Origin of the sequence: Paracoccus aminovorans, from assembly GCF_900005615.1 — a bacterium.
GTDB lineage: Bacteria > Pseudomonadota > Alphaproteobacteria > Rhodobacterales > Rhodobacteraceae > Paracoccus > Paracoccus aminovorans.
Genome location: NZ_LN832559.1, coordinates 962,754 through 985,478, shown reverse-complemented (window position 1 = coordinate 985,478; position 22,725 = coordinate 962,754). Strand labels below are relative to the sequence as shown.

Here is a 22,725-nt window from a genome sequence, read left to right as displayed (position 1 = left end):
ATAACGGGGTGTTAAAGAATCTGCGTAATACCCGACTATTTTCCTTTGACATCCCGGAGTGAATTTGTCAGGTTACAGTCACCGCGACAGAGACACCGAAAACGAGGAACAGGACATGACCGCGACCCGCCCCGCTGAATTCACGCGTCCCGGCGTGACCGCCCTGCAACGCCTGCCCGAATATGATGCCGAATTGCTGACCGCCGGCGGTAATCAGGCGCTGATCGTTCTGGGCGACCAAGTCTACAACCTGCGCATCACCCGCGCCGGCAAGCTGATCCTCACCAAGTAACCGGTCGCCGGGCCTGTCCCGGCACGGACCCGGGACGGCACCGGCGCCGCCGCTTTTCGATCATGCTTTCTACGGCGCGGCATGTCGCGCCGGCTTGGACGATTCCTTCGGGCGCCATTCCATGCGCCTTATCCCCTCTGAAAGCGCGGTCAGCCGCGCTTGGGACCCCTTCCCTCTGGCCGCGCTCCCTTCCCGGGGGCGCGTCCGCTTTTGGCGGGGCCGGATTTGGGACCGGGCTTGCCGCCGGGCCGAGGGCCGCGCGCCGGCTTGCCCTCGCCCCGCGGCTTGAAACCACCCTCGGGCCGGTCGCCACGCGGCTTGAAGCCCCGCCCGCCTTCGGCCGGTTTCGCGCCCTTGAAGCCGGGCTTGCCGGGGCGGTCCGTGCGCTCGCCCTCGTCGCGCCGGGCATAGGGCTTGCGCGGGCCGTCCTCGCGCTTCGCATGGGGCTTGCGGTCCCCATCCTCGCGGCGGGCAAACGGCTTGCGCTCGCCGTCCTCGCGCCTGGCGTAGGGCTTTCGCTCGCCATCTTCCCGCTTCGCATAGGGCTTGCGGTCCCCGTCCTCGCGGCGGGCAAACGGCTTGCGTTCGCCATCCTCGCGGCGAGCATAGGGCTTACGCTCGCCATCCTCCCGTTTCGCATAGGGCTTGCGGTCCCCGTCCTCGCGGCGGGCAAACGGCTTGCGTTCGCCATCCTCGCGGCGGGCATAGGGCTTGCGGCCGCTTTCGCTGCGGGGACCCGCGTCATTGCCGGACGTCGCGGCGCCGCGGTCGCGGAAGCTGCGCGGCTTCTCTTCGGTGTCGCCGGTCAGAAGGCCGCCCAGTTGGTCGCGCAGCACCTTGCGCTTGACCTCGCGCACCTCGTTTTCCTCAAGCCCGCTCAGCTTGAACGGGCCGTAGCCGATGCGGATCAGCCGGTTCACGATCAGCCCGACATGGGTCATGGCGCGGCGGATCTCGCGGTTCCTGCCCTCGCGGATGCCGACGGTCAGCCAGGCATTGGCGCCCTGCTGGCTGTCGAGGCTGATCTCCATCGGCGCGAATTCCTCGCCCTCGATGGTGACGCCCCGGCGCAGCGGCGCGAAGGTCAGGTCGTTCGGCGTGCCGTTCACCCGCACGCGATAGCGGCGCAGCCAGCCGGTGGTCGGCAGCTCCAGCCGCCGCTTCAGCTCGCCGTCGTTGGTCAGCAGCAAGAGCCCTTCCGAGTTCAGGTCCAGCCGGCCCACGGTCATCACCCGTGGCAGGTCGCGCGGCAGGGCGTCGAACACGGTCTGGCGCCCCTTCTCGTCGCTTTCGGTGGTGACCAGGCCCAGGGGCTTGTAATACAGCCACAGCCGCGTCTCTTGCGGCGCCTCCAGCGGTTTGCCGTCGACGCGGATCTTGTCGGCGGGCGTCACGTCCAGCGCCGGGCTGTCGATCTTCTGCCCGTTCACGGTCACGCGGCCCTCGACGATCATGCGCTCGGCCTCGCGGCGGCTGGCGACGCCGGCGCGCGCCATCACCTTGGCGATGCGGTCGGATTGCGATTGCGGGGTCGATTCGGGGCGGTCTTCGGTCATGGCGATCTCCTGCGCATCTCTGCGGTGGCAAAGCGGCGTTTCTACGCCCAACGCGGCGCGATGGAAAGCAGTTCTTGCGCGCGCGCCGGGCGCGGGCGAAAAGCGCGCATGGACTTCGCCTCGCACATGCCCGACGCCCTGGCCCAGGCCCGCGCCGCCGCCCGGCGCGGCGAGGTGCCGGTGGGCGCGGTGCTGGTCGGCGCCGACGGCACGGTGCTGGCCCGCGCCGGCAACCGCACCCGCGAACTGGCCGACCCCACCGCCCATGCCGAGATCCTGGCGATCCGCGCCGCCTGCGCCGCCGCCGGTTCGGAACGCCTGCCGGGGGCGCGGCTTTGGGTGACGCTGGAGCCCTGCCCGATGTGCGCCGCCGCCATCTCGGCCGCGCGGATCGCGGTGCTGTATTACGGCGCCGACGACCCGCGCATGGGCGGGGTGCGCCATGGGGCGCGGGTCTTCGACCATCCGCAATGCCACCACCGGCCCGAGATCGTCGACGGCATTTCCGCAGAAGATTCGCGCCGCCTTCTGCAAGACTTCTTTCGCCAGCGCCGCGGAAATGAAAAAACCGCGACATGAAACCGTCGCCAAGAATGCTTGCGCTGCAGCGCGGCATGGCTAAGGATGCCGGCGGGGTGAACATGGGGGATCTGATGTTCCGAAAGATTCTGGTAGCGAACCGCGGCGAGATCGCGATCCGCGTGATGCGGGCAGCCAACGAGCTTGGGAAGAAGACGGTTGCGGTCTATGCGGAAGAGGACAAGCTGAGCCTGCACCGCTTCAAGGCGGACGAGGCTTACCGCATCGGCGGGGGCTTGGGCCCGGTCGCGGCCTATCTGTCGATCCCCGAGATCATCCGCGTCGCCCGGGAATCCGGCGCGGACGCCATCCATCCGGGCTATGGCCTGCTGTCGGAAAACCCCGATTTCGTCGATGCCTGCACCGAGGCTGGTATCACCTTCATCGGCCCGTCGTCGGACACGATGCGGGCGCTGGGCGACAAGGCCAGCGCGCGGCGCGTCGCGATCCAGGCCGGCGTGCCGGTGATCCCGGCGACCGAGGTGCTGGGCGACGACATGGACGCCATCAAGCGTGAGGCCGCCGAGATCGGCTATCCGCTGATGCTGAAAGCCTCGTGGGGCGGCGGCGGCCGCGGCATGCGCCCCATCGCCAACCCCGAGGAGCTGCCCGAGAAGGTCCGCGAGGGCCGGCGCGAGGCCGAGGCCGCCTTCGGCAACGGCGAGGGCTATCTGGAAAAGATGATCCTGCGCGCCCGCCACGTCGAGGTGCAGCTCCTGGGCGACAGCCACGGCGGGCTTTACCATCTCTATGAACGCGACTGCACCGTGCAGCGCCGCAACCAGAAGGTCGTCGAGCGCGCCCCCGCCCCCTATCTGACCGAAGAGCAGCGCGCCGAGGTCTGCGGCCTAGCGCTGAAGATCGGCCGCGCCGTCGGCTATCAGAACGCCGGCACCGTCGAATTCCTGATGGATATGGACAGCCAGCAGTTCTACTTCATCGAGGTGAACCCGCGCGTCCAGGTCGAGCATACCGTGACCGAAGAGGTCACCGGCATCGACATCGTCCAGTCCCAGATCATGATCGCCGAGGGCGCGACCCTGGCCCAGGCCACCGGCATCGCCCGCCAAGAGGACGTGCACCTGAACGGCCACGCCCTGCAATGCCGGGTCACGACCGAGGACCCGCTGAACAACTTCATCCCCGACTACGGCCGCATCACCGCCTATCGCTCGGCCACCGGCAACGGCATCCGGCTGGACGGCGGCACCGCCTATGCCGGCGGGGTCATCACCCGCTATTACGACAGCCTGCTGGTCAAGGTCACCGCCCATGCCCAGACGCCGGAAAAGGCCATCGCCCGCATGGACCGCGCGCTGCGCGAATTCCGGGTGCGCGGCGTGGCGACGAACATCGAATTCGTCATCAACCTGCTCAAGCACCCGACCTTCCTGGACGACACCTATACGACCAAGTTCATCGACACCACGCCGGACCTGTTCGCGTTCAGGAAGCGCCGCGACCGGGCGACGAAGCTGCTGATCTATATCGCCGACATCACCGTGAACGGCCATCCCGAGACCGCCGGCCGCCCGCTGCCGCCGGCCGAGGCCCGCGCCCTGGTGCCGCCGAAGCCCAGGACCGATCCGGCCCGCGGCACCCGGCAGCTGCTCGAGGAAAACGGGGCCAAGGCCGTCGCCGACTGGATGCTGGAGCAGAAGCGGCTGCTGATCACCGACACCTCGATGCGCGACGGGCACCAGTCGCTGCTGGCGACGCGGATGCGCTCGATCGACATGATCCGGGTCGCGCCCAGCTATGCCGCGAACCTGCCCGGGCTGTTCTCGGTCGAATGCTGGGGCGGCGCGACCTTCGACGTCGCCTATCGCTTCCTGCAGGAATGCCCCTGGCAGCGGTTGCGCGACCTGCGGGCGCGGATGCCGAACCTGATGACGCAGATGCTGCTGCGGGCCTCGAACGGCGTCGGCTATACCAACTATCCCGACAATGTGGTGCAGGAATTCGTCCGCCAGGCGGCCAAGACCGGCGTGGACGTGTTCCGGGTCTTTGACAGCCTGAACTGGGTCGAGAACATGCGCGTCGCCATGGACGCGGTGATCGAGAGCGGCAAGATCTGCGAGGGCACGATCTGCTATACCGGCGACCTGTTGGACCCGACGCGGGCGAAATACGACCTGAACTATTATGTCAGCATGGGGCGCGCCCTGCGCGACGCCGGCGCGCATGTGCTGGGGCTGAAGGACATGGCCGGGCTGCTGAAGCCCGCCTCGGCCTCGATCCTCGTGAAGGCGCTGAAGGACGAGATCGGCCTGCCGGTGCATTTCCACACCCATGACACCGGCGGCATCAGCGGGGCGACGATCCTGGCCGCCAGCGCCGCCGGCGTCGATGCGGTCGATTGCGCCATGGACGCCTTCTCGGGCAATACCTCGCAGCCTTGCCTGGGCTCGGTGGTCGAGGCGCTGCGCCACACCGACCGCGACACCGGCCTGGACATCCGCGCCATCCGCGAGATCTCGAACTACTGGGAGGCCGTGCGCGAGCAATATGCCGCCTTCGAGTCGGGCCTGCAGGCCCCGGCCTCCGAGGTCTGGCTGCACGAGATGCCCGGGGGCCAGTTCACCAACCTCAAGGCGCAGGCGCGTTCGCTGGGGCTGGAGGACCGCTGGCACGAAGTCGCCCAGGCCTATGCCGAGGCGAACCAGATGTTCGGCGACATCGTCAAGGTCACGCCCTCGTCCAAGGTCGTCGGCGACATGGCGCTGATGATGGTGGCGCAGGGGCTGACGCGGGCGCAGGTCGAGGACCCGGCCGTCGAGGTCGCCTTCCCCGACAGCGTCGTCGACATGATGAAGGGCAACCTGGGCCAGCCGCCCGGGGGCTGGCCCGAGGCGCTGCAACGCAAGGTGCTGAAGGGCGAGCCGCCGCTGACCACCCGCCCCGGCGCCTCGATGCCGCCGGTGGATCTGGAAGCGGTGCGGGCCGAGGTGATCGACAAGCTGGAAGGCAAGGCGATCGACGACGAGGACCTGAACGGCTACCTGATGTATCCCAAGGTCTTCCTGGACTACATGGGCCGACACCGGCAATACGGCCCGGTGCGGACGCTGCCGACGCGGACCTTCTTTTACGGCATGGAGCCGGGCGAAGAGATCGAGGCCGAGATCGACCCCGGCAAGACGCTGGAGATCCGGTTGCAGACCGTCGGCGACACCGACGACCTGGGCGAGGTCAAGGTGTTCTTCGAGCTGAACGGCCAGCCCCGGGTGATCCGGGTGCCGAACCGCCTGGTCAAGGCGCAGACCGCCGCCCGCCCCAAGGCCGACCCGGCGAACGAGGGCCATCTGGGTGCGCCGATGCCGGGCGTCGTCGCCTCGGTCGCGGTTTCGGCCGGCCAGAAGGTCAATGTCGGCGACCTGCTGCTGACCATCGAGGCGATGAAGATGGAAACCGGCATCCACGCCGACCGCAAGGGCACCGTCAAGGCCCTGCACGTCCGCGCCGGCGAGCAGATCGACGCCAAGGACCTGATGGTCGAACTGGAATAGGCGGTTTTCCCGCCAGCGGACAAGGGCCGGTTGCCGCGCGCAGCCGGCCCTTTCTCATGCCTGCTGCGGCGCAGGCGCGCAGGGTGGAAGCGGCCTGTTGCATATATTCGCATAATCGAATATATAACGGATGAAATTCCAGCTTTCACCCGCCAGGCAAGAGGTTTTCCCATGGATGCACGTCCGGAAGTAACGGGGTTCTACGAGAGCCGGACCGGCTCGGTGCAATATGTCGTGGCCGACCCGAAGATCGGCCGATGCGCCATCATCGACCCGGTGCTGGATTACGACGAGAAATCCGGTGCCACCGCGACCATCGAGGCCGACCGCATTCTGAGCTTCGTCGAGGGCAAGGGCTACCGCGTGGAATGGATCCTCGACACCCATCCCCATGCCGACCACTTCTCGGCCGCGGACTATCTCAAGCGCCGCACCGGGGCGCCGACCGCCATCGGCGAAAGGGTGACCGAGGTCCAGAAGCTGTGGAACGGCTTTTACAACCGGCCCGATCTGCCGGCCGACGGCAGCCAGTGGGACCGGCTCTTCGCCGATGGCGACCGCTTCATGGTGGGGGAGATTCCGGCGCGGGTGATGTTCTCGCCCGGGCATACGCTGGCCTCGATCACCTATGTCATCGGCGACGCGGCTTTCGTGCACGACACGCTGTTCATGCCCGACAGCGGCACCGCCCGGGCCGATTTTCCCGGCGGCAGCGCCGCGGCGCTGTGGCGTTCGATCCAGGACATCCTGGCGCTGCCAGACCGGACGCGCATCTTCACCGGCCACGATTATTGCCAGGGCGGGCGCGATCCGCGCTGGGAATCCACGGTGGCCGAGCAGAAGGCCGGCAATGTCCACATGGCGCAATACCGGACCGAAGCCGAATTCATCGCCGCCCGCGAGGCGCGCGACCGCACCCTGCCCATGCCCCGGCTGATCCTGCACGCCCTGCAGGTGAACACCAACGCCGGACGCCTGCCCGAGCCCGAATCGAACGGCCGGCGCTATCTGAAAATCCCGCTCGACCTGCTCGACGCGGCCTGGGACTGAAGGAGAGACCCGATGAAAGCGAATCTCGGCAATATCGACCGCGGCCTGCGCGCCGTGCTGGGCGTGGCGCTGATCCTGCTGGGCCTGCTGGCCGGGCTGACGGGCTGGGGCCAATGGGCGGCGCTGCTGGTGGGGGCCGTGCTGGTGCTGACCGCCCTGTCCCGGTTCTGCCCGGCCTATGCGCTGTTCGGCATCAGCAGCTGCGGCCGGAAATGACCGCGTTCACGCCGCTGCAATCCGCCCTGGGCGGAGCTCTGATCGGATTGGCCGCCGTCTGGCTGATGGCGGCGCTGGGCAGGATCGCGGGCATGACCGGCATGCTGTCCGGCGCGCTTTTCGAGCCCGGCCGCGGCTGGCGGCTGGCCTTCCTGCTGGGCGCCATGGCCGCGCCGGCGCTGATGCTGGCGCTTGGCGCGCGGGTGCCCTTCGACAGCCCGGTGCCGCAGCCCTGGCTGGTGATCGGCGGGCTGCTGGCCGGGATCGGCGCCAGCCATGCCGGCGGCTGCACCTCGGGCCACGGGGTCTGCGGCAATGCCCGGCTGTCGCCGCGGTCGCTGGTGGCGACGGCCAGCTTCATGCTGGCGGCCTTTGCCACGGTCTTCACCATCCGCCATGTGATCGGGGGGTTCTGAGATGCGGCTGCTCTCTGCCCTGCTGGCCGGGCTGATCTTCGGCGCCGGCATCGCGCTGTCGGGCATGATCAACCCCGCCAAGGTGCTGGACTTCTTCGACCTGGCCGGGACCTGGGACCCGTCGCTGGCCTTCGTCATGGCCGGCGCGCTGGCCGTGACCTTCGTCGGCTACCGGCTGGTGCTGCGCCGCGCCGAGCCGCTGTTCGACATCCGCTTCCACCTGCCGACGCGGCGCGACCTCGACCCCAGGCTGATCGGCGGCTCGGCGCTGTTCGGGGTGGGCTGGGGCATCGCCGGCTTCTGCCCGGGCGGCGCGATCCCGGCGCTTGGCCTGGGCCAGCCCGACGCGGTGATCTTTGTCGGCGCCATGCTGGGCGGGCTGGTGCTGGCCCGCTGGCTGCGGGGATGAGCCGGTCGGGACGCCTGCCCGCGCTGCAATGGGCGCGGGGCTATGACGGCGGGACGCTGGCCGCCGACCTGCTGGCGGCGGTCATCGTCACCATCATGCTGATCCCGCAGAGCCTGGCCTATGCCATGCTGGCCGGCCTGCCGCCCGAGGCCGGGCTTTACGCCTCGATCCTGCCGCTGGTCGCCTATGCCGCCTTCGGCACCTCGCGGGTTCTGGCGGTCGGGCCGGTGGCGGTGGTGTCGCTGATGACGGCCTCGGCCGTCGCGCCGGTGGCGGCGCAGGGGCTGGCCAGCCCGCAGGCGGCGGCCATGACGCTGGCGCTGCTGTCGGGGGCGATGCTGGTCGGCGCAGGCCTGTTCCGGCTGGGATTCCTGGCGAATTTCCTCAGCCATCCGGTGATGTCGGGCTTCATCACCGCCTCGGGCCTGCTGATCGCGGCCGGTCAGGTCAAGCATATCCTGGGCATCCAGGCCGGCGGCACCACCCTGGCCGAGATCGTCCCGGCGCTGCTGGCGCAGGCCGGACGGGTCAACGGCTGGACCCTGGCGGTCGGCCTGGGCGCGCTGGCGTTTCTTTACGCCGCGCGCCGCTGGGCCCGGCGCGGACTGACCGCCGCCGGCCTGCCGGGCTGGCTGGCCGACATGCTGGCGCGGGCGGCGCCGATCCTGGCCATCGCGGTCTCGATCCTGCTGGCGCGGGCGCTTGACCTGGGCGCCAAGGGCGTGGCGCTGGTCGGCAGCATCCCGCAGGGCTTGCCGGTGCCCGGCCTGCCGGCGCTGTCTATCGACCTGCTGGCCGCGCTGGCGCCGGCGGCGGCGCTGATCTCGGTCGTGGGCTTCGTCGAGTCGGTCTCGGTCGGGCAGACGCTCGCCGCCCGGCGGCGCGAGCGCATCGCCCCCGACCAGGAGCTGGTCGGCCTGGGCGCCGCCAACATTGCCGCCGGGCTGAGCGGCGGCTTCCCGGTTACGGGCGGCTTCGCGCGTTCGGTGGTGAACGAGGATGCGGGCGCCCGCACCCCGGCGGCCGGCATCTTCACCGCCATCGGCATCGCCGGCGCGGCGCTGTTCCTGACGCCGCTGCTGGCCGATCTGCCGCAGGCGGTGCTGGCCGCGACCATCATCCTGGCGGTGCTGTCGCTGGTGGATCTGCGGGCCGTCCTGCGGGTGCTGGCCTATTCGCGGCAGGATTTCGCCGCCATGGCCGCGACCATTCTGGTCACGCTGGCGCTGGGGGTGGAACAGGGCATCGGCACCGGCGTCGCCCTGTCGCTGGTCATGCAGCTGTATCGCAGCGCGCGCCCGCATATGGCGGTGGTCGGGCAGGTGCCGGGGACCGAGCATTTCCGCAACGTCCTGCGCCACGAGGTCGTCACCTGGCCCGAGATCCTGTCCCTGCGCGTGGACGAAAGCCTATATTTCGCCAATTCCCGCTTCCTGGAGGATCGCATCGCCGCGCTGGTGGCCGAGCATCCGCGGCTGCGGCATGTGGTGCTGATGTGTCCCGCCGTCAGCGACATCGACGCCAGCGCGCTGAAAAGCCTGGAAGAGATCAACCGCCGCCTGGCCGAAAGCGGGGTGAGGTTCCATCTGTCCGAGGTCAAGGGGCCGGTGATGGACCGGCTCAAGCGCAGCGATTTCCTGCATCACCTGTCGGGCCAGGTGTTCCTGTCCCAGCACGAGGCGATCTGCCGGCTGCGCGGCGCCGAGGCTCAGGGCGCGGCGCAGAAACTGTCGTAGAGCACCGCCATCATCCGGCGGGCGGGTTCGCTTGCGATGCGATACCAGATCACCTGCCCGTCGCGCCGCCCGGCGATGATGCGGTCGCGGCGCAAGAGCGCCAGGTGCTGCGAGACGGTCGAGTCGCGGATGCCCAGGAACTCGGCCAGCTGGCCTACCGACCGCTCGCCCGTGTTCAGCGCGCAAAGGATCATCAGCCGATGCGGATTGCCCAGCGACTTCAGGAACTCGCTGGCCTCGGCGGCGGCCGAACGCATCGCCTCGGGGTCCATCGGCGCGCGTTGCGATTGGGTTTCGTCGATCATCACTGCATATCTACAGGAATGCGAATATATCGTCAACCCGCGCCCACCGCCGTGGCAGTCCCCCCGGATGGGACCGGCGTGGCGGTGGATGCAAACCGCCATCTGTCTGCATCAACGCATACGGGCACAGGAAAAGGTACGGCTGGCTCGGCCCTTCGAAGCCAGGGGCACGCTTGGTGCCTTCAGGGCGCGTCCTTCTGCGATCCCGATGCTTGCCTGAGGACGGTCCCATCGGCTTGGCCCCGCAAAAGATCCCGCTTCGACGGAGGCGGCCTCGGCGACGCGCGGGGTTGGCCACGAATTCGTTTATGCCGGGTAGGCCGGACAGAACTTTTCCTGCACGCGATCCTTTTCACCGCAGCAAGCCCGCACCAACCGCGTTCCGGCCCGGATACGGCGGTTTTGAGACAGCGGGCGGACCGCTGGAACCGCGGTCAAGGTCGGCATCGCCTTCGTCGGTGCGACCCCGGACGCTTTGACGCCACGGCGCAGAATGCAATCGTAGCCGCCGCCATCACCGCTCCAACCGACAGCCCGGCTCGGAGGCCGCAGAACGATGCATCAGAACTGCGGCGGTCGCGGGGCAGTCGAGGCGATGGGCGACCCTCTAGCCGGTTCCGCTGCCCTGACAAGAATCGCCGCGAATTCTGCGCGTCTGCTCTCCCATTATGCCGGTGTCGGTTGCTCCGAGCGCCGGCGCAGTCGCGGCGAAAGCCCAGTGCCTTGCGATCCCCTCTTGCTTGGGAACTCCATCTCGCGGCCGCGCGAGGCACGCCCATGCCCGCACGACCGCGCCGGTGTCAGAACTTCCAGGCCAGGGTCATGCTGGCCGAGGGCTGTTCGTTGTAATAGCAGCCCCAGGCGGTGCAGCGCGTGTGCTTGCCCGCGCCCAGGTTGCGCGCGTTCAGGTCCAGCCGCAGCCCGTCCAGCGCCGGATCGCGGGTGCCGAAGTCGTAGCCCAGCGCCAGATCCGCCTCCAGAAGCGAGTCGTTGCGCACGGTATTGGCGTCGTCCCCCCAGCTCCGCCCGGTGTAGCGCAGGCCGCCGCCGATGTGGAAACCCGCCAGCGCCCCCTGCTGCGGCGCGTAATCCGCCCAGACCGAGGCGGTATGGCGCGGCACGGTGTATTCGTTGCCCTGGTTGCCGTCCTCGTTGCTGGTGATCTCGGAATCCAGCCAGGTCCAGGCCAGCGACAGGTCCCAGTCGCCGCGCCGCATCCGGCCTTCCAGGTCGATGCCCTTGACCTGCACCTCGCCGGTCTGGCGCGAGAAATCCGGGTGCTCGGGGTCGGTGGTCAGCAGGTTCTGCTGGGTGATGCGATAGGCGGACACCGTCAGCAACGCGTCGGTCCCCGGCGGCTGGTATTTCACGCCGACCTCGTATTGCTCGGCCTCGGTCGGGTCGAAGGGGCGGCCCTGCCAGTCGGTGCCGGTCTCGGGCTGGAAGGACTGGGCATAGCTGACATAGGGCGCGAAGCCGGTATCGGTCAGGTAGAGCAGCCCGGCATTGCCGACGAAAGCCTTCTGCTTGCGCTCGTAGTTCCAGGCGGCGACGCTGGCGTCCTCGCCGTTCGTGGTCCGCGACCAGCGCCCGCCCAGGGTCGCGCGCCACGGCCCGGCCTCGATGCTGTCCTGCAGATAGACGCCCAGCTCGCGCTTCCATTCGTCGTCGCGGATCACCGGGTCGAAGGGGCCGATGGGCAGCCCGCGCACCGGATCGGCGAAGTCGAGGGGCGCCGCGGCGCCCCATTGCGTCTTCATCCGGGTCTTGATGTTCGAGTAATCGACCCCGGCCAGCAGCGTGTGGCGGGTGGCCCCGGCCTGGGCGTTCCATTGCAGCCGGGTATCGACGTCGAACACGTCGACGGTCATGTCCTGAAGATAGGCCTCGCGCGCGACCTCATAGGGCCGGTCCGGGTTGCCGGTCGAGCCGTTCCAGGCAAAGACCTGATGATAGGTGCCGTCCATGCGATAGAAGCGCAGGTTCTGCACCAGCTTCAGGTCGTCGCCGAAGCGGTGCGTCAGCTCGTAGCCGATGGCGTATTGATCGGAATCGCGGCGGTCGAAGCCCGGCTCGCCGGGGTTGAAGGACGGCGACACGGTTTCCAGCACCGCGCGGTCCACCTCATTGGCCCATTCCTGCCCGCGCAGCTGCCGCCACGAGGCCAGGAAGGTGATCTCGGTCCGGTCTGTCGGCCGCCAGGTCAGACTGGGCGCCAGATAGATGCGGTCGTCCTGCACATCGTCCATCTGCGTGCCGCCCGACTGCGCATAGCCGACGAAGCGCCAGCCCAGCGTGCCGTCGCCATTGGCGCCGTTCAGGTCCAGCCCGGTCTGCACCTGGCCGTAGCTGCCATAGCGCAGCATCGTCTCGCGGCTGTCCTGGAAGGTGGGGCGCTTGCTGACGGTGTTGACCATGCCGCCGGGCGTCACCTGCCCGTAAAGCACCGAGGCCGGGCCGCGCAGGACCTCGAACCGCTCCATGCCGTAGGGCTCGACCGTGGGCTGGCCGGCGCGGGTCATGCCGGTGCCGACCTTCAGCCCGTCCAGGTAGTTCCCGCCCCAGCTGTTGAAGCCGCGGATCGAGAAATCGCTGTCGGTGGTGACGCCGAAGGAGGACGAGAGCGAGACGCCGGGCACATAGGCCAGGGCCTGCCCGACATTGGCGACGCCGCCGCGCGCCGCGACGTCGGCGGCGCTGACCACGCTGACCGAGGCCGGGGTTTCCAGCAGCGGGGTGTCGGTCTTGCTGGCGGTTGCGCTTCGCGTGGCGACGAAGCCCTCGACCGGGCCGGTGGCGGTCTCGGCCGCGGTGGTCAGGACGACCTCGTCCAGCACCAGCGGACGGTCCTGGGCAAAGGCGGGAAGGACGGCGCCCGAGGCCAGCAGCCCGGCAGCCAACGACAGTTTCCAGACCATGGAACACACCTTTCCTGAAGGAAAAACACGGTGCTGGCACGGGCTGGCTGTTCCGCCGCTTTGGCTCACCGTTTCGTGATTGTCAACCGCGCCGGCCCAGTCCCGGCGGAGGCCCGCCTGCGACAGGGGCCGCTCGGCCATAACAGGCTGATGAAAAAGGATCTTGATAAGATGCCGACCCGGAAATCATCCCGGAATCGTTGCGGATCGGCGCGAAAGTGGAATGTTTTCGGCCGAATTGAGGAGGATTTCCCGGCTTCTGGCCCAAGTCCAGTGTCGGATGGAGTTTTTCGGCAGCCTGTTAATCGCCGGCAGTTCATCGGCTATGCTGGGCCGGCAAACGGCAAGCGGAGGACGATATGGGACGGTTGGTGGACGGCATCTGGCAGGACCACTGGTACGACACCGAAACCAGCGGCGGGCGCTTCCAGCGCACCGTAACGGCCTGGCGCAACTGGATCACCGCCGACGGCCGCCCCGGCCCCAGCGGCGAAGGCGGCTTTCCGGCCGAAAGCGGGCGCTATCACCTCTATGTCTCCTACGCCTGCCCCTGGGCGCATCGGGCGCTGATCTATCGGGCGCTGAAGGAACTGACGCCGCATATCGGCGTCTCGGTGGTGCATCCCGACATGCTGTCCGAGGGCTGGACCTTCGCGACCGATTTTCCCGGCGCGACCGGCGACCGGCTGTACGGCCTGCCCTTCCTGCGCGACCTCTATCTCAAGGCGAACCCCCGCACCTCGGGGCAGGTGACGGTACCGGTGCTGTGGGACAAGACCCGCGCCACCATCGTCAGCAACGAAAGCGCCGAGATCATCCGCATGTTGGGCAGCGCCTTCGACGCCGTCACCGGCAACCGCGACGACTATTGCCCGGCCGATCTGCTGGAGCGGATCGACGCCATGAACGAACGGATCTACGAGCCGGTGAACAACGGCGTCTACAAGGCCGGTTTCGCCACCACCCAGGCCGCCTATGACGAGGCGGTGGTGCCGGTGTTCCAGACCATGGACTGGCTCGACGCCCATCTGGCGCAGAACCGCTATCTGTGCGGCACCCGCATCACCGAGGCGGACTGGCGGCTGTTCACCACCATGCTGCGCTTCGATCCGGTCTATCACACGCATTTCAAGTGCAATCGCAAATGGCTGCGGGAATATCCGAACCTCTGGGGCTGGACGCGCGAGCTGTATCAATGGCCGGGCGTCGCCGAGACCGTGCATTTCGACCATATCCTGCGGCATTACTATCGCAGCCATCCCACCATAAACCCTTACGGCATCATCCCGATCAACCCGCTGATCGACTGGGACCAGCCGCACGGCCGCGGCTGAGACACAGGGTCGCGGCGCTTTCCTAGCATTTCGGTCTGGATTGACTTTGCCGATTTCCGCCTTAATGACTCGGGTTGCCCGGCCATGTCGGACGGGCACGTTGACCGAGATGCCCGCCCGGCTGGCCCGCACGACCGCCACCCGGACCCGCACCGCGACCAAGCTGGGGACAGGCCGATGCTCGCTCCGTTTCTCATCATGCTGCGCGAGGGGCTGGAGGCCGCGCTGATCGTCGGGATCATCGCCAGCTACCTGCGCCAGACCGGCCGTCGGGGATGGCTGCCGGCGATCTGGGTGGGCGTGTTCCTGGCCGTCGCGCTGTCGCTGTTCGCCGGCGCCGCGATCCAGCTGCTGGCCAGCGGCTTTCCGCAAAAGACGCAGGAGCTGTTCGAGGCGATGATCGGCCTGATCGCGGTGGCGGTGCTGACCGGGATGGTGTTCTGGATGCGCCGCGCCGCGCGCTCGATCAAGGCCGAGCTGCATGCCGGCATCGACGAGGCGCTGTCGCACCGGGGCAGCGCCGGCACCTGGGCGCTGATCGGCATGGTGTTCCTGGCCGTCGCGCGCGAGGGGCTGGAATCGGTGTTCTTCCTGCTGGCGATCTTCCAGCAAAGCCGGGACGGCGCCGCGCCCATCGGCGCGCTTCTGGGGGTGCTGGTCGCGGTGGGCGCGGGCTGGGGGCTGTATGCCGGCGCATTGACGCTGGACCTGCGCCGCTTCTTCCGCTGGACCGGCATCTTCATCCTGCTGGTCGCGGCCGGGCTGCTGTCGGGCTCGGTCAAGGCGCTGCACGAGGCCGGGCTGTGGAACGGCTTGCAGGACCGGGTCTACGACCTCAGCCGCGTGCTGCCGGAAACCGGCCCCTTGGGCACGGTGCTGTCGGGCCTTCTGGGCTATCGCGAGGCGCCGACCCTGGGCGAGGCCCTGGTCTGGGCCGCCTTCCTGGCGGTGACGCTGATCCTTTTCCTCAGGCCGCATTCCGGCGCCCTGCCGGCACGGCCGCAGACTGCGGGACGTAAATGAGTTCTTCCTCCACGGGCATCTACCTTGCCATCGCCGGCGCCGCGGTCCTGGCCGCGGCCGGCGGCGCCGCCTTCTGGTATGCGTCGCAGAAAAACGCCGGCAGCCCCGGCACCGCCGACCAGCTGGTCACCGTGAACGCCACCACCTGCGCGCCGAACGCCATCACCGTGCCCGGCGGCCGCCGCAGCTTCGAGATCGTGAACGCCTCGGACCGCCCCATCGAATGGGAGATCCTGGACGGCGTCATGGTCGTGGCAGAGCGCGAGAACATCGCCCCCGGCTTTCGCGCCACGCTGGAGGTGCAGCTGCAACCCGGCGACTATGCCATCACCTGCGGCCTGCTGTCGAACCCGCGCGGCACGCTGACCGTCACCGCCTCGGACGAGGCCAGCGCCGCCGCCTCGGAGGTCACGCTGCGCAAGTTCCTGGGCCCGCTGTCGGAATACCGCGTCTATCTGGTCATGCAGGGCAATGCCGCGGTGAAATCGGCCGAGGCGCTGCGCGAGGCCATCGCCGCGGGCGATCTCGACGCCGCCCGCGCGGCGTGGCGGCAGGCCCGCCTGCCCTATCGCCGGATCGAGCCGCTGGCCTATCGCTTCTCGGACCTGGAAGAGCGGATCGACCCGCGCGCGGCCTATCTGGAAAAGCGCGAGCAGGATCCGGCCTTCACCGGCTATCACCGGCTGGAATACGGGCTGTTCGCCCAGGACAGCACCGACGGCCTGCTGCCCGTCGCCGATGCGCTGGTCGCCGACCTGAAGGAACTGGCGCAGCGGTTGAAGCAGGCACCGCTGGACCCCGGCCTGCTGATCGAGATGCCGGGCGAAAGCGCGCTGCAGATGGCCCAGGCCCAGGTGCCCGAGGGCGAGAACCTGTATGCCGGCAACGACCTGCAGGATTTCGGCGCCAGCCTGGAAGGCATCGGCAAGCTGGCGGGGCTGTTGCGCCAGGTGGTGGCCGGCGTCGATCCGGCGCTGGACAAGGTGATCGACCAGGACCTGCAGGCGGTCGATGCCCGGCTGGCGGCGCTGCGCGACCGCGGTTTCGCCGGCTATGGCGACGTGCCCCGCCCCGAGCGCGAGCAGCTGTCCGCCGACCTGAACCGGCTTTCGGAAACGCTGCGCAAGCTGCAGCCCGCCATCGGGATCAACTGAGATGCAGGACGACGCGCCCCGCCCTGTCTTTCGCCGCCAGCTGCTGAAAGGGCTGGGCGCCGCCGCCGGCGCTTTCGCCGCCCTGCCCGCCCTGGCCCAGGACCAGCCGCCGGACCAGGCCCGCAACGTCGATGCCGCCCCGCATGGCCAGGCCGAGGCCGCGGCCCGGCGCGTGCCCTTCCACGGCCCCCACCAGGCCGGCATCACCACGCCCCGGCCCGCGAACGGCATCCTGGCCACCTTCGACCTGGTGCTGGGCACGCTCGACGATTTCCAGCGGATGCTGCAGCTGCTGACCCAGCGCGCCGAATTCCTGACCGCCGGCGGCCCGGTGCCGCAGCGCGACCCCAAGCTGCCGCCGGCCGATTCCGGCCTGCTGGGACCGATGGTCTCGCCCGACAACCTGACCGTCACCGTGGCCCTGGGGGATTCGCTGTTCGAGCGCCAGCCCTGGCTCTCCGGTCTGAAGCCGGCGCGGCTGCAGCGCATGGTTCAGTTCCGCAACGACGCGCTGGACCCCGCGCTGTGCCATGGCGACCTGTCGATCCAGTTCTGCGCCAACCTGCAGGACACCTGCCTTTATGCGCTGCGCGACGTCCTGAAGAACCTGTCGGAATTCCTGGTGCTGCGCTGGATGGTCGAGGGCTCGGTGCCCCCCGAACTGCCCGGCCCGGACGGCACCACCCCCAGCGCGCGCAATTTCCTGGGCTTCCGCGACGGCTCGGCCAACCCCGACGCCACCGACGCCGCGGCCATGGACCGCATCGTCTGGACCGGCGGCAAGGACGAGCCGGAATGGGCGCATGGCGGCAGCTACCAGGCGGTGCGCATCATCCGCAACCTGGTCGAGCGCTGGGACCGCACCCCGCTGCGCGAGCAGGAGCGGATCTTCGGCCGGATGAAGCACAATGGCGCGCCTCTGGACGCGCCGGACAGCAGCGAACGGCACACGCCCGATTACGCCGCCGATCCCGAGGGCGAGACTACGCCGATGAACGCGCATATCCGGCTGGCCAACCCGCGCACGCCCGACAGCCAGAAGAACCTGATGCTCCGCCGGCCGTTCAACTATTCGCGCGGCGCGATGAAGAACGGCCAGCTGGACCAGGGCCTGCTGTTCATCGCCTGGCAGGCCGATCTGGAAGCCGGCTTCATCGCCGTGCAGGAAAAGCTGAACGGCGAGCCGCTGGAAGAATACATCAAGCCGATCGGCGGCGGCTATTTCTTCGCCCTGCCCGGCGTGCAGCCGGGCGACTACCTCGGGTCAAGCCTCGTGAACGCAGCCAGGCGGAGTTGATCCGCCAAGCCGAAAATCTGCACTGACAGGAGTTGTGAACATGCTCGGAAGACATCTCAGGACGACGGCGCTGGCGCTGGCCATGACCGGCTGGGGCGCGCTGGCCCATGCGGCGGACCCCTCGCTGGACCTGGTCGAGCCGCTGGCCGAATACAAGATCTACGTCGCTGAAAACACGGCGAAACTGGTCGAGGACACCAAGGCCTTCACCGACGCCATCAAGGCCGGCGACGTCGAGAAGGCGAAAGCGCTTTTCGCGCCGACCCGCACCAGCTACGAAAAGGTCGAGCCCATCGCCGAGCTGTTCTCGGACCTCGACGTGTCGATCGACGCCCGCGCCGACGACTTTGAAAAGGCCGAGGCCGACGACGCCTTCACCGGCTTCCACCGCATCGAATACGGGCTGTGGGAAAAGGGCTCGACCGAGGGGCTGGACGGCTTTGCCGACAAGCTGCTGGCCGACGTGACCGACCTCGACGGCCGCATCAACGGCCTGACCTTCCCGCCCGAGGTGGTGGTGGGCGGCGCCGCCGTGCTGATGGAGGAAGTCGCCGCGACCAAGATCTCGGGCGAGGAAGATCGCTATTCGCACACCGACCTGTGGGATTTCGACGCGAACTTCGAGGGTTCGCAGAAGATCTACGAGCTTCTGCGCCCGCTGATCGCCGACAAGGAGGCCGATTTCGTCGCCAAGGTGGACGGCAATTTCAAGGCGGTGGACGAGGTTCTGGCGAAATACCAGAAGGACGGCGGCTATGTGTCCTATGAAGAGCTGACCGACGAAGACCGCAACGTGTTGTCGACCAAGGTCAACACCCTGGCCGAGGACCTGGCCACGCTGCGCGGCAAGCTGGGCCTGGGCTGACCCTGCCCGCGGCGGGGGGGCGCATCGCCGCCACCCGCCGCTTCCTGACCAGGCGCAATGCCGGAAAGTCCAGTTTTTTCAAGGTTGTTCGGTCCGGTAGGGAATTTTTCCTCCGGGCCTTATTTTTTCGCTTGCGCCCGTCGGCAGGCCCTCCTATACGACCCCTCACACGGGCGACGGAGACGCCGTCCGCGACCTCCGGTGGGGCCATAGCTCAGTTGGTAGAGCGCTTGAATGGCATTCAAGAGGTCAGGGGTTCGACTCCCCTTGGCTCCACCAAATATTTCTTGGCAAGTGCCAGATAGATCTTCCATTAATGACAGCGGATTGTCCATTTTACTAGGAAATCTGTGGTTGTGGGGAGATACGAGGCCGGTAGAAGTTCCTCTGCTGGCTTTTTCGTTGTGCGTGAGCGAGTTTGAGATCTCGCGCCTTCCTCTCGTGTCGATAATGCTGGCATTGGCCAGGATTCCTTGCGCGAGGCGAGAGCGGCAGCGTCACCAGAGCTAGTTCGCGTTCCGCGTCCCCCTGACGAACCGCGCCGCCTCTTCCGCCGCCCGCTGCAAGGCCCGGCTCTTGTTCACCGTCTCCATGAACTCGGCCTCGGGATCGCTGTCATAGACCACGCCGCCACCGGCCTGGATGTAAAGCTGGCCGTCCTTGATCACGCCGGTGCGCAGGGCGATGCACATGTCCATCTCGCCATTCGCGGCGAAATAGCCGACGCCGCCGGCATAGACCCCGCGCTTCTCGGGTTCCAGCTCGTCGATGATCTCCATCGCCCGGACCTTCGGCGCGCCCGAGACGGTGCCGGCCGGCATCCCCGCCAGCAACGCCGACAGCGCATCCTCGCCCTCGCGCAATTCGCCCACCACGTTCGAGACGATGTGCATGACATGCGAATAGCGCTCGACGATGAACTGCTCGGTGGGGGTGACGGTGCCCATCTTGGCCACGCGGCCGACGTCGTTGCGGCCCAGGTCCAAGAGCATCAGATGCTCGGCCAGTTCCTTCTGGTCGGCCAGCAGGTCGGCCTCCAGCGCGCGATCCTCCTCGGGCGTCGCGCCGCGCGGGCGGGTGCCGGCGATGGGGCGGACGGTGACCTGGCCCTCGCGCAGGCGCACCAGGATCTCGGGCGAGGCGCCGACGATCTGGAAACCGCCGAAGTTCAGGTAGAACATGAAGGGCGACGGGTTGGTGCGCCGCAGGCTGCGATACAGCGCAAAGGGCGGCAGCGGGAAATCCATCGACCAGCGCTGGCTGGGCACCACCTGGAAGATGTCGCCGGCGCGGATATAGTCCTTGGCCTTCTCGACCGCCGCCAGATAGGCGGGTTTGGTGAAATTGCTGCGCAATGCCCCGACCTTCAGGTCGTGGCCCAGGGCGCGCGGCTCGCTGGGCTGGCGGTCGAGCGCGCGCAACGCCTCCATCAGCCGCTCGGCCGCCTGGGCATAGGCCGCGCGCGCCGGCGTATCCCCGTTGTTCCAGGCGGGGGCGCAGAGCAGGACCTCGCCCTTGACGCCGTCCAGCACCGCCACGACCGAGGGGCGCAGCATCATCGCGTCCGGCAGGCCCAGCGGGTCGGGGTTCACGTCGGGCAGGCGCTCGACCAGCCGGATCATGTCATAGCCCAGGTAACCGAACAGCCCGGCCGCGCCCGCCGGCACGCCCTCGGGCATGTCGATGCGGGATTCCGCGATCAGGGCGCGCAGGCTGTCCAGCGCCGGGCGGTCGTCGGCGGCGAAATCCTCGGAATAGCGGGCGCTGCGGTTGATGCGGGCGCAGCCGTCGCGGCATTCCCAGATCAGGTCCGGCTTCATGCCGACGAAGGAATAGCGGCCGCGGATCTCGCCCCCGGTGACGGATTCCAGCATGAAGCTGTTCGGCGCCGCCTCGGCCAGCTTCAGCATCAGACTGACCGGCGTGTCCAGATCGGCCGCCAGGCGGATGGTCAGAAGCTGGTTGCGGCCCCGGGCCCAGCCCTGCTCGAACGCGGGAAAGTCGGGAGAGATGTCCATCACTGGACCTGCGCATTCACCGCGTCGACGGCGGTCTGGTTGACGGTGGTGCCGCTTTGCGCCTGCAGCGCCCGGGCGAAATAGTCGAACACGTCCTGGCGCAGGGAATCGGCCAGGCGGTTGGCGATGCCGTCGCGGATCTGCTCGGCCTCGTCGCCTTCGGCGGCGGCGGGGCGGATCTGGTCCAGCGTGACCAGGAAGACCCGGTTGTCGGCATCGACGACCTCGGTCTCGCCCGGCTCCTTGATGGCAAAGGCGCCGGCCACGACGTCCTGCGGCAGGCCCTTGATGAAGCCGCCGCGGGCCAGGTTGGTCTCGGGCGTGCCGGGGTCGGCCACGACCGCCGCCGCGGCTGCGCTTGGCGCCGCCGGCTGCGGGGTGCTGGCGGCATTGCCCGCGGCCGCGCCGACCGCCTGGGCGACCGGAGCGGTCGCCGCCGCCGGGGCCGGCTCGATGCCGGGCGCGGCGGCCGCCTCGGCCGCGACCCGGCGCTCCTCGGCCAGGGCCAGCAGCTGGCGGCGGGTCTCGTTGCGGGTCCAGTCCTCGGCCACGCGGTCGCGCACCTCGGCGAAGGGGATCAGCGCCGGCGGCTTGACCTTGTCCAGCCGCAGCGCGAAGACGCCGCCGTCCTCTAGGGTCAGGAGTTCCGGAAAGTCCTTCTCGGTCGCCTCGGCGGCGTGCTGGCGGAATTCGGGATAGGCGTCGATGCCGTCGGGCGCGGCTTCGGCGCCGGCGTTCCAGTCGATCTGGCCCAGCTTCATCTGCGTCTCCTTGGCCATGTCCTCCAGCGAGGCGCCGCCGGCCAGCAGGTCGGCGAATTCGGCCGCCTTGTCCTCGATCACCCGGCGGGCGCGGTCCACCGCGGCCTCGACGCGCAGGTCGGCCTTGGCCTGCTCGAAGGGGATGTCCACCGGCTCGAGGATGGCGTTCATGGAAAACAGCGCCGGCCCCAGATCAGAACCGGCCGGCCCCGCCAGTCCCGGCTGGTCCAGCGCGAAGACGGCGTCGCCCGCCGCGCCCAGCTGCGCCTTGGTGACCTCGCCCAGGTCGATGTCCGCAAGCGACAGGCCGCGCTCGGCCGCCAGCTGCTCGAAGGTGACCTCGCCCTTGTCGATGCGGGCCTTGGCCTCTTCGGCGGCGGCCAGGGTCGGGAACACCAGCCGTTCGACCATGCGCCGCTCGGGGCGCTGGAATTCGTCGATGCGGCTTTCATAGAGGTCGCGCAGCGCCTGCTCGTCGACCTCGACCTCGCCCTCCAGCATCTCGGGGGTCAGCCAGACATAGGTGATCTTGCGGATCTCGGGCGCGGTGAAGCGGTCGGCATTGGCCTTGTGCCAGGCCTCCAGCGTCGCCTCGTCCGGGGTGGCGATGGGCGCCGGCAGGTCGGCCGCGGTCAGCTCTTGCCAATGGATGTCGCGGGTTTCCAGCAGCCAGCCCCGGGTCAGCGCGGTGACGGCCTCGGGGGCGGTCACCCCGGCCAGCGCCGCCGATTGCAGGATCATCCTTGCCTGGTCCATGCGCAGGTCGTGCTCGAACTCGCTCTCGCGGATGCCCTCGCGTTTCAGCACATCGGCATAGACGGCGCGGTCGAACTTGCCGTTCATGCCGCGAAAGGCGGCGGCGCCGGTGATCTGCTCGGCCACCGCCTTGTCGCCGACCGAGACGCCCAGCCGGTTCGCCTCGGCTTCCAGCGCGGCCGAGGTATAGAGCCGCGCCAGCGCCATGCGGTCGATACCCATGGCCCGCGCCTCGGCCCCGCTGAGCTGGCGCCCGGTCCGGGCCGAGAAATCTTGCATTTCGGCGCGCAGCGTGCGGGCATAGTCCTGGGACGAGATCGAGACCCCGCCCACCTTGCCGATATCCGCGCTTCCGCCCGAGAAATTGGTCACGCCGAAGCCGCCCAATCCCAGGACCAGCATCCCCATCAGCAACCAGACGATCGTGGATTTACCCTTGCCGCGCATGATGATGCCGCCCTGTCCTTGTCCTTGTCTGTCGCGAGTCTTTAGGGTGCCGCGGCCCCGGCGGCAAGGGCCGCGGGCCGATGC

The 22,725-nt window shown here is 68.7% G+C and carries 18 protein-coding genes and 1 tRNA gene; 14 read left to right on the top strand and 5 right to left on the bottom strand.

Translation table 11 applies throughout. From position 1 onward, the window contains the following. Positions 1 to 115 precede the first annotated feature (115 nt). Entirely contained in the window at positions 116 to 292 is a 177-nt protein-coding gene (hemP, locus tag JCM7685_RS04980; RefSeq protein WP_010394206.1) for a hemin uptake protein HemP, read from the top strand. A 149-nt stretch (positions 293 to 441) separates the two neighbouring features. Here the strand turns inward: hemP and JCM7685_RS04975 are convergent, their stop codons facing one another. Continuing rightward, positions 442 to 1,848 (bottom strand): pseudouridine synthase, encoded by a 1,407-nt coding sequence (locus JCM7685_RS04975; RefSeq protein WP_074965795.1) that lies wholly within the window; start codon positions 1,846 to 1,848, stop codon positions 442 to 444. Between the two features lie 108 nt (positions 1,849 to 1,956). Here JCM7685_RS04975 and JCM7685_RS04970 point away from each other — a divergent pair, with 108 nt between their 5' ends. The 7 genes from JCM7685_RS04970 to JCM7685_RS04940 all read left to right on the top strand — a co-directional run bounded on the left by JCM7685_RS04970 (position 1,957) and on the right by JCM7685_RS04940 (position 9,763). Then, positions 1,957 to 2,427: a nucleoside deaminase gene (locus JCM7685_RS04970; RefSeq protein ID WP_074965794.1), complete on the top strand. Its 471-nt coding sequence runs from the start codon at positions 1,957 to 1,959 to the stop codon at positions 2,425 to 2,427. 74 nt (positions 2,428 to 2,501) lie between these two features. Then, positions 2,502 to 5,936: a pyruvate carboxylase gene (locus JCM7685_RS04965; RefSeq protein ID WP_100526110.1), complete on the top strand. Its 3,435-nt coding sequence runs from the start codon at positions 2,502 to 2,504 to the stop codon at positions 5,934 to 5,936. 171 nt (positions 5,937 to 6,107) lie between these two features. After that, on the top strand, positions 6,108 to 6,986 hold the full coding sequence (locus tag JCM7685_RS04960; RefSeq protein WP_074965793.1) for an MBL fold metallo-hydrolase: 879 nt from the start codon (positions 6,108 to 6,110) through the stop codon (positions 6,984 to 6,986). A 12-nt stretch (positions 6,987 to 6,998) separates the two neighbouring features. Then, positions 6,999 to 7,202, top strand: a complete 204-nt coding sequence (locus tag JCM7685_RS04955; protein WP_074965792.1) for a YgaP family membrane protein — start codon at positions 6,999 to 7,001, stop codon at positions 7,200 to 7,202. Continuing rightward, positions 7,199 to 7,618 carry a YeeE/YedE family protein gene (locus JCM7685_RS04950; RefSeq protein WP_074965791.1) on the top strand — a complete coding sequence of 140 codons (420 nt, stop codon included), beginning with the start codon at positions 7,199 to 7,201 and terminating at the stop codon, positions 7,616 to 7,618. The genes JCM7685_RS04955 and JCM7685_RS04950 overlap by 4 nt, the downstream gene beginning before the upstream one ends. A gap of 1 nt (position 7,619) precedes the next feature. Further along, positions 7,620 to 8,027, top strand: a complete 408-nt coding sequence (locus JCM7685_RS04945) for a DUF6691 family protein (protein WP_074965790.1) — start codon at positions 7,620 to 7,622, stop codon at positions 8,025 to 8,027. Next, positions 8,024 to 9,763, top strand: coding sequence for a SulP family inorganic anion transporter (locus JCM7685_RS04940; RefSeq protein WP_074965789.1), 1,740 nt, complete (start codon positions 8,024 to 8,026; stop codon positions 9,761 to 9,763). The genes JCM7685_RS04945 and JCM7685_RS04940 overlap by 4 nt, the downstream gene beginning before the upstream one ends. On the opposite strand, the gene JCM7685_RS04935 is transcribed toward JCM7685_RS04940, so the two are convergent. Further along, on the bottom strand, positions 9,736 to 10,068 hold the full coding sequence (locus tag JCM7685_RS04935; RefSeq protein WP_074965788.1) for an ArsR/SmtB family transcription factor: 333 nt from the start codon (positions 10,066 to 10,068) through the stop codon (positions 9,736 to 9,738). The two genes, JCM7685_RS04940 and JCM7685_RS04935, sit on opposite strands and share 28 nt — an antisense overlap. An 800-nt stretch (positions 10,069 to 10,868) precedes the next feature. Continuing rightward, positions 10,869 to 12,986, bottom strand: a complete 2,118-nt coding sequence (locus JCM7685_RS04930; RefSeq protein WP_074965787.1) for a TonB-dependent siderophore receptor — start codon at positions 12,984 to 12,986, stop codon at positions 10,869 to 10,871. 359 nt (positions 12,987 to 13,345) lie between these two features. On the opposite strand from JCM7685_RS04930, the gene JCM7685_RS04925 reads away from it, so the two are divergent. The 6 genes from JCM7685_RS04925 (at position 13,346) to JCM7685_RS04900 (ending at position 18,938) form a co-directional block, all read left to right on the top strand. Next, the gene (locus JCM7685_RS04925; protein ID WP_074965786.1) at positions 13,346 to 14,320 is read left to right on the top strand and encodes a glutathione S-transferase family protein; all 975 of its coding nucleotides are present in this window, start codon (positions 13,346 to 13,348) and stop codon (positions 14,318 to 14,320) included. Positions 14,321 to 14,497: 177 nt separating this feature from the next. Further along, on the top strand, positions 14,498 to 15,343 hold the full coding sequence (gene efeU, locus JCM7685_RS04920) for an iron uptake transporter permease EfeU (protein WP_074965785.1): 846 nt from the start codon (positions 14,498 to 14,500) through the stop codon (positions 15,341 to 15,343). Next, positions 15,340 to 16,497, top strand: a complete 1,158-nt coding sequence (gene efeO, locus JCM7685_RS04915; protein ID WP_074965784.1) for an iron uptake system protein EfeO — start codon at positions 15,340 to 15,342, stop codon at positions 16,495 to 16,497. The genes efeU and efeO (JCM7685_RS04915) overlap by 4 nt, the downstream gene beginning before the upstream one ends. A 1-nt stretch (position 16,498) precedes the next feature. After that, positions 16,499 to 17,794 (top strand): iron uptake transporter deferrochelatase/peroxidase subunit, encoded by a 1,296-nt coding sequence (gene efeB / locus JCM7685_RS04910; protein WP_074965783.1) that lies wholly within the window; start codon positions 16,499 to 16,501, stop codon positions 17,792 to 17,794. 40 nt (positions 17,795 to 17,834) lie between these two features. After that, on the top strand, positions 17,835 to 18,659 hold the full coding sequence (efeO, locus tag JCM7685_RS04905; protein WP_074965782.1) for an iron uptake system protein EfeO: 825 nt from the start codon (positions 17,835 to 17,837) through the stop codon (positions 18,657 to 18,659). A gap of 203 nt (positions 18,660 to 18,862) precedes the next feature. Continuing rightward, positions 18,863 to 18,938: transfer RNA gene (locus tag JCM7685_RS04900), tRNA-Ala, on the top strand. A 227-nt stretch (positions 18,939 to 19,165) separates the two neighbouring features. On the opposite strand, the gene trpE is transcribed toward JCM7685_RS04900, so the two are convergent. Further along, positions 19,166 to 20,677, bottom strand: coding sequence for an anthranilate synthase component I (gene trpE, locus JCM7685_RS04895; protein ID WP_074965781.1), 1,512 nt, complete (start codon positions 20,675 to 20,677; stop codon positions 19,166 to 19,168). Then, complete coding sequence (locus JCM7685_RS04890) at positions 20,677 to 22,641, bottom strand: peptidylprolyl isomerase (protein WP_074965780.1); 1,965 nt, start codon at positions 22,639 to 22,641, stop codon at positions 20,677 to 20,679. The genes trpE and JCM7685_RS04890 overlap by 1 nt, the downstream gene beginning before the upstream one ends. Between the last annotated feature and the right edge of the window lie 84 nt (positions 22,642 to 22,725).

What these genes read in the sequence shown, in the direction of transcription:
- hemP (WP_010394206.1), top strand. Translation starts at nt 116, where the DNA reads ATGACCGCGACCCGCCCCGCTGAATTCACGCGTCCCGGCGTGACCGCC.
- JCM7685_RS04975 (WP_074965795.1), bottom strand. Translation starts at nt 1,848, where the DNA reads ATGACCGAAGACCGCCCCGAATCGACCCCGCAATCGCAATCCGACCGC.
- JCM7685_RS04970 (WP_074965794.1), top strand. Translation starts at nt 1,957, where the DNA reads ATGGACTTCGCCTCGCACATGCCCGACGCCCTGGCCCAGGCCCGCGCC.
- JCM7685_RS04965 (WP_100526110.1), top strand. Translation starts at nt 2,502, where the DNA reads ATGTTCCGAAAGATTCTGGTAGCGAACCGCGGCGAGATCGCGATCCGC.
- JCM7685_RS04960 (WP_074965793.1), top strand. Translation starts at nt 6,108, where the DNA reads ATGGATGCACGTCCGGAAGTAACGGGGTTCTACGAGAGCCGGACCGGC.
- JCM7685_RS04955 (WP_074965792.1), top strand. Translation starts at nt 6,999, where the DNA reads ATGAAAGCGAATCTCGGCAATATCGACCGCGGCCTGCGCGCCGTGCTG.
- JCM7685_RS04950 (WP_074965791.1), top strand. Translation starts at nt 7,199, where the DNA reads ATGACCGCGTTCACGCCGCTGCAATCCGCCCTGGGCGGAGCTCTGATC.
- JCM7685_RS04945 (WP_074965790.1), top strand. Translation starts at nt 7,620, where the DNA reads ATGCGGCTGCTCTCTGCCCTGCTGGCCGGGCTGATCTTCGGCGCCGGC.
- JCM7685_RS04940 (WP_074965789.1), top strand. Translation starts at nt 8,024, where the DNA reads ATGAGCCGGTCGGGACGCCTGCCCGCGCTGCAATGGGCGCGGGGCTAT.
- JCM7685_RS04935 (WP_074965788.1), bottom strand. Translation starts at nt 10,068, where the DNA reads ATGATCGACGAAACCCAATCGCAACGCGCGCCGATGGACCCCGAGGCG.
- JCM7685_RS04930 (WP_074965787.1), bottom strand. Translation starts at nt 12,986, where the DNA reads ATGGTCTGGAAACTGTCGTTGGCTGCCGGGCTGCTGGCCTCGGGCGCC.
- JCM7685_RS04925 (WP_074965786.1), top strand. Translation starts at nt 13,346, where the DNA reads ATGGGACGGTTGGTGGACGGCATCTGGCAGGACCACTGGTACGACACC.
- efeU (WP_074965785.1), top strand. Translation starts at nt 14,498, where the DNA reads ATGCTCGCTCCGTTTCTCATCATGCTGCGCGAGGGGCTGGAGGCCGCG.
- efeO (WP_074965784.1), top strand. Translation starts at nt 15,340, where the DNA reads ATGAGTTCTTCCTCCACGGGCATCTACCTTGCCATCGCCGGCGCCGCG.
- efeB (WP_074965783.1), top strand. Translation starts at nt 16,499, where the DNA reads ATGCAGGACGACGCGCCCCGCCCTGTCTTTCGCCGCCAGCTGCTGAAA.
- efeO (WP_074965782.1), top strand. Translation starts at nt 17,835, where the DNA reads ATGCTCGGAAGACATCTCAGGACGACGGCGCTGGCGCTGGCCATGACC.
- trpE (WP_074965781.1), bottom strand. Translation starts at nt 20,677, where the DNA reads ATGGACATCTCTCCCGACTTTCCCGCGTTCGAGCAGGGCTGGGCCCGG.
- JCM7685_RS04890 (WP_074965780.1), bottom strand. Translation starts at nt 22,641, where the DNA reads ATGCGCGGCAAGGGTAAATCCACGATCGTCTGGTTGCTGATGGGGATG.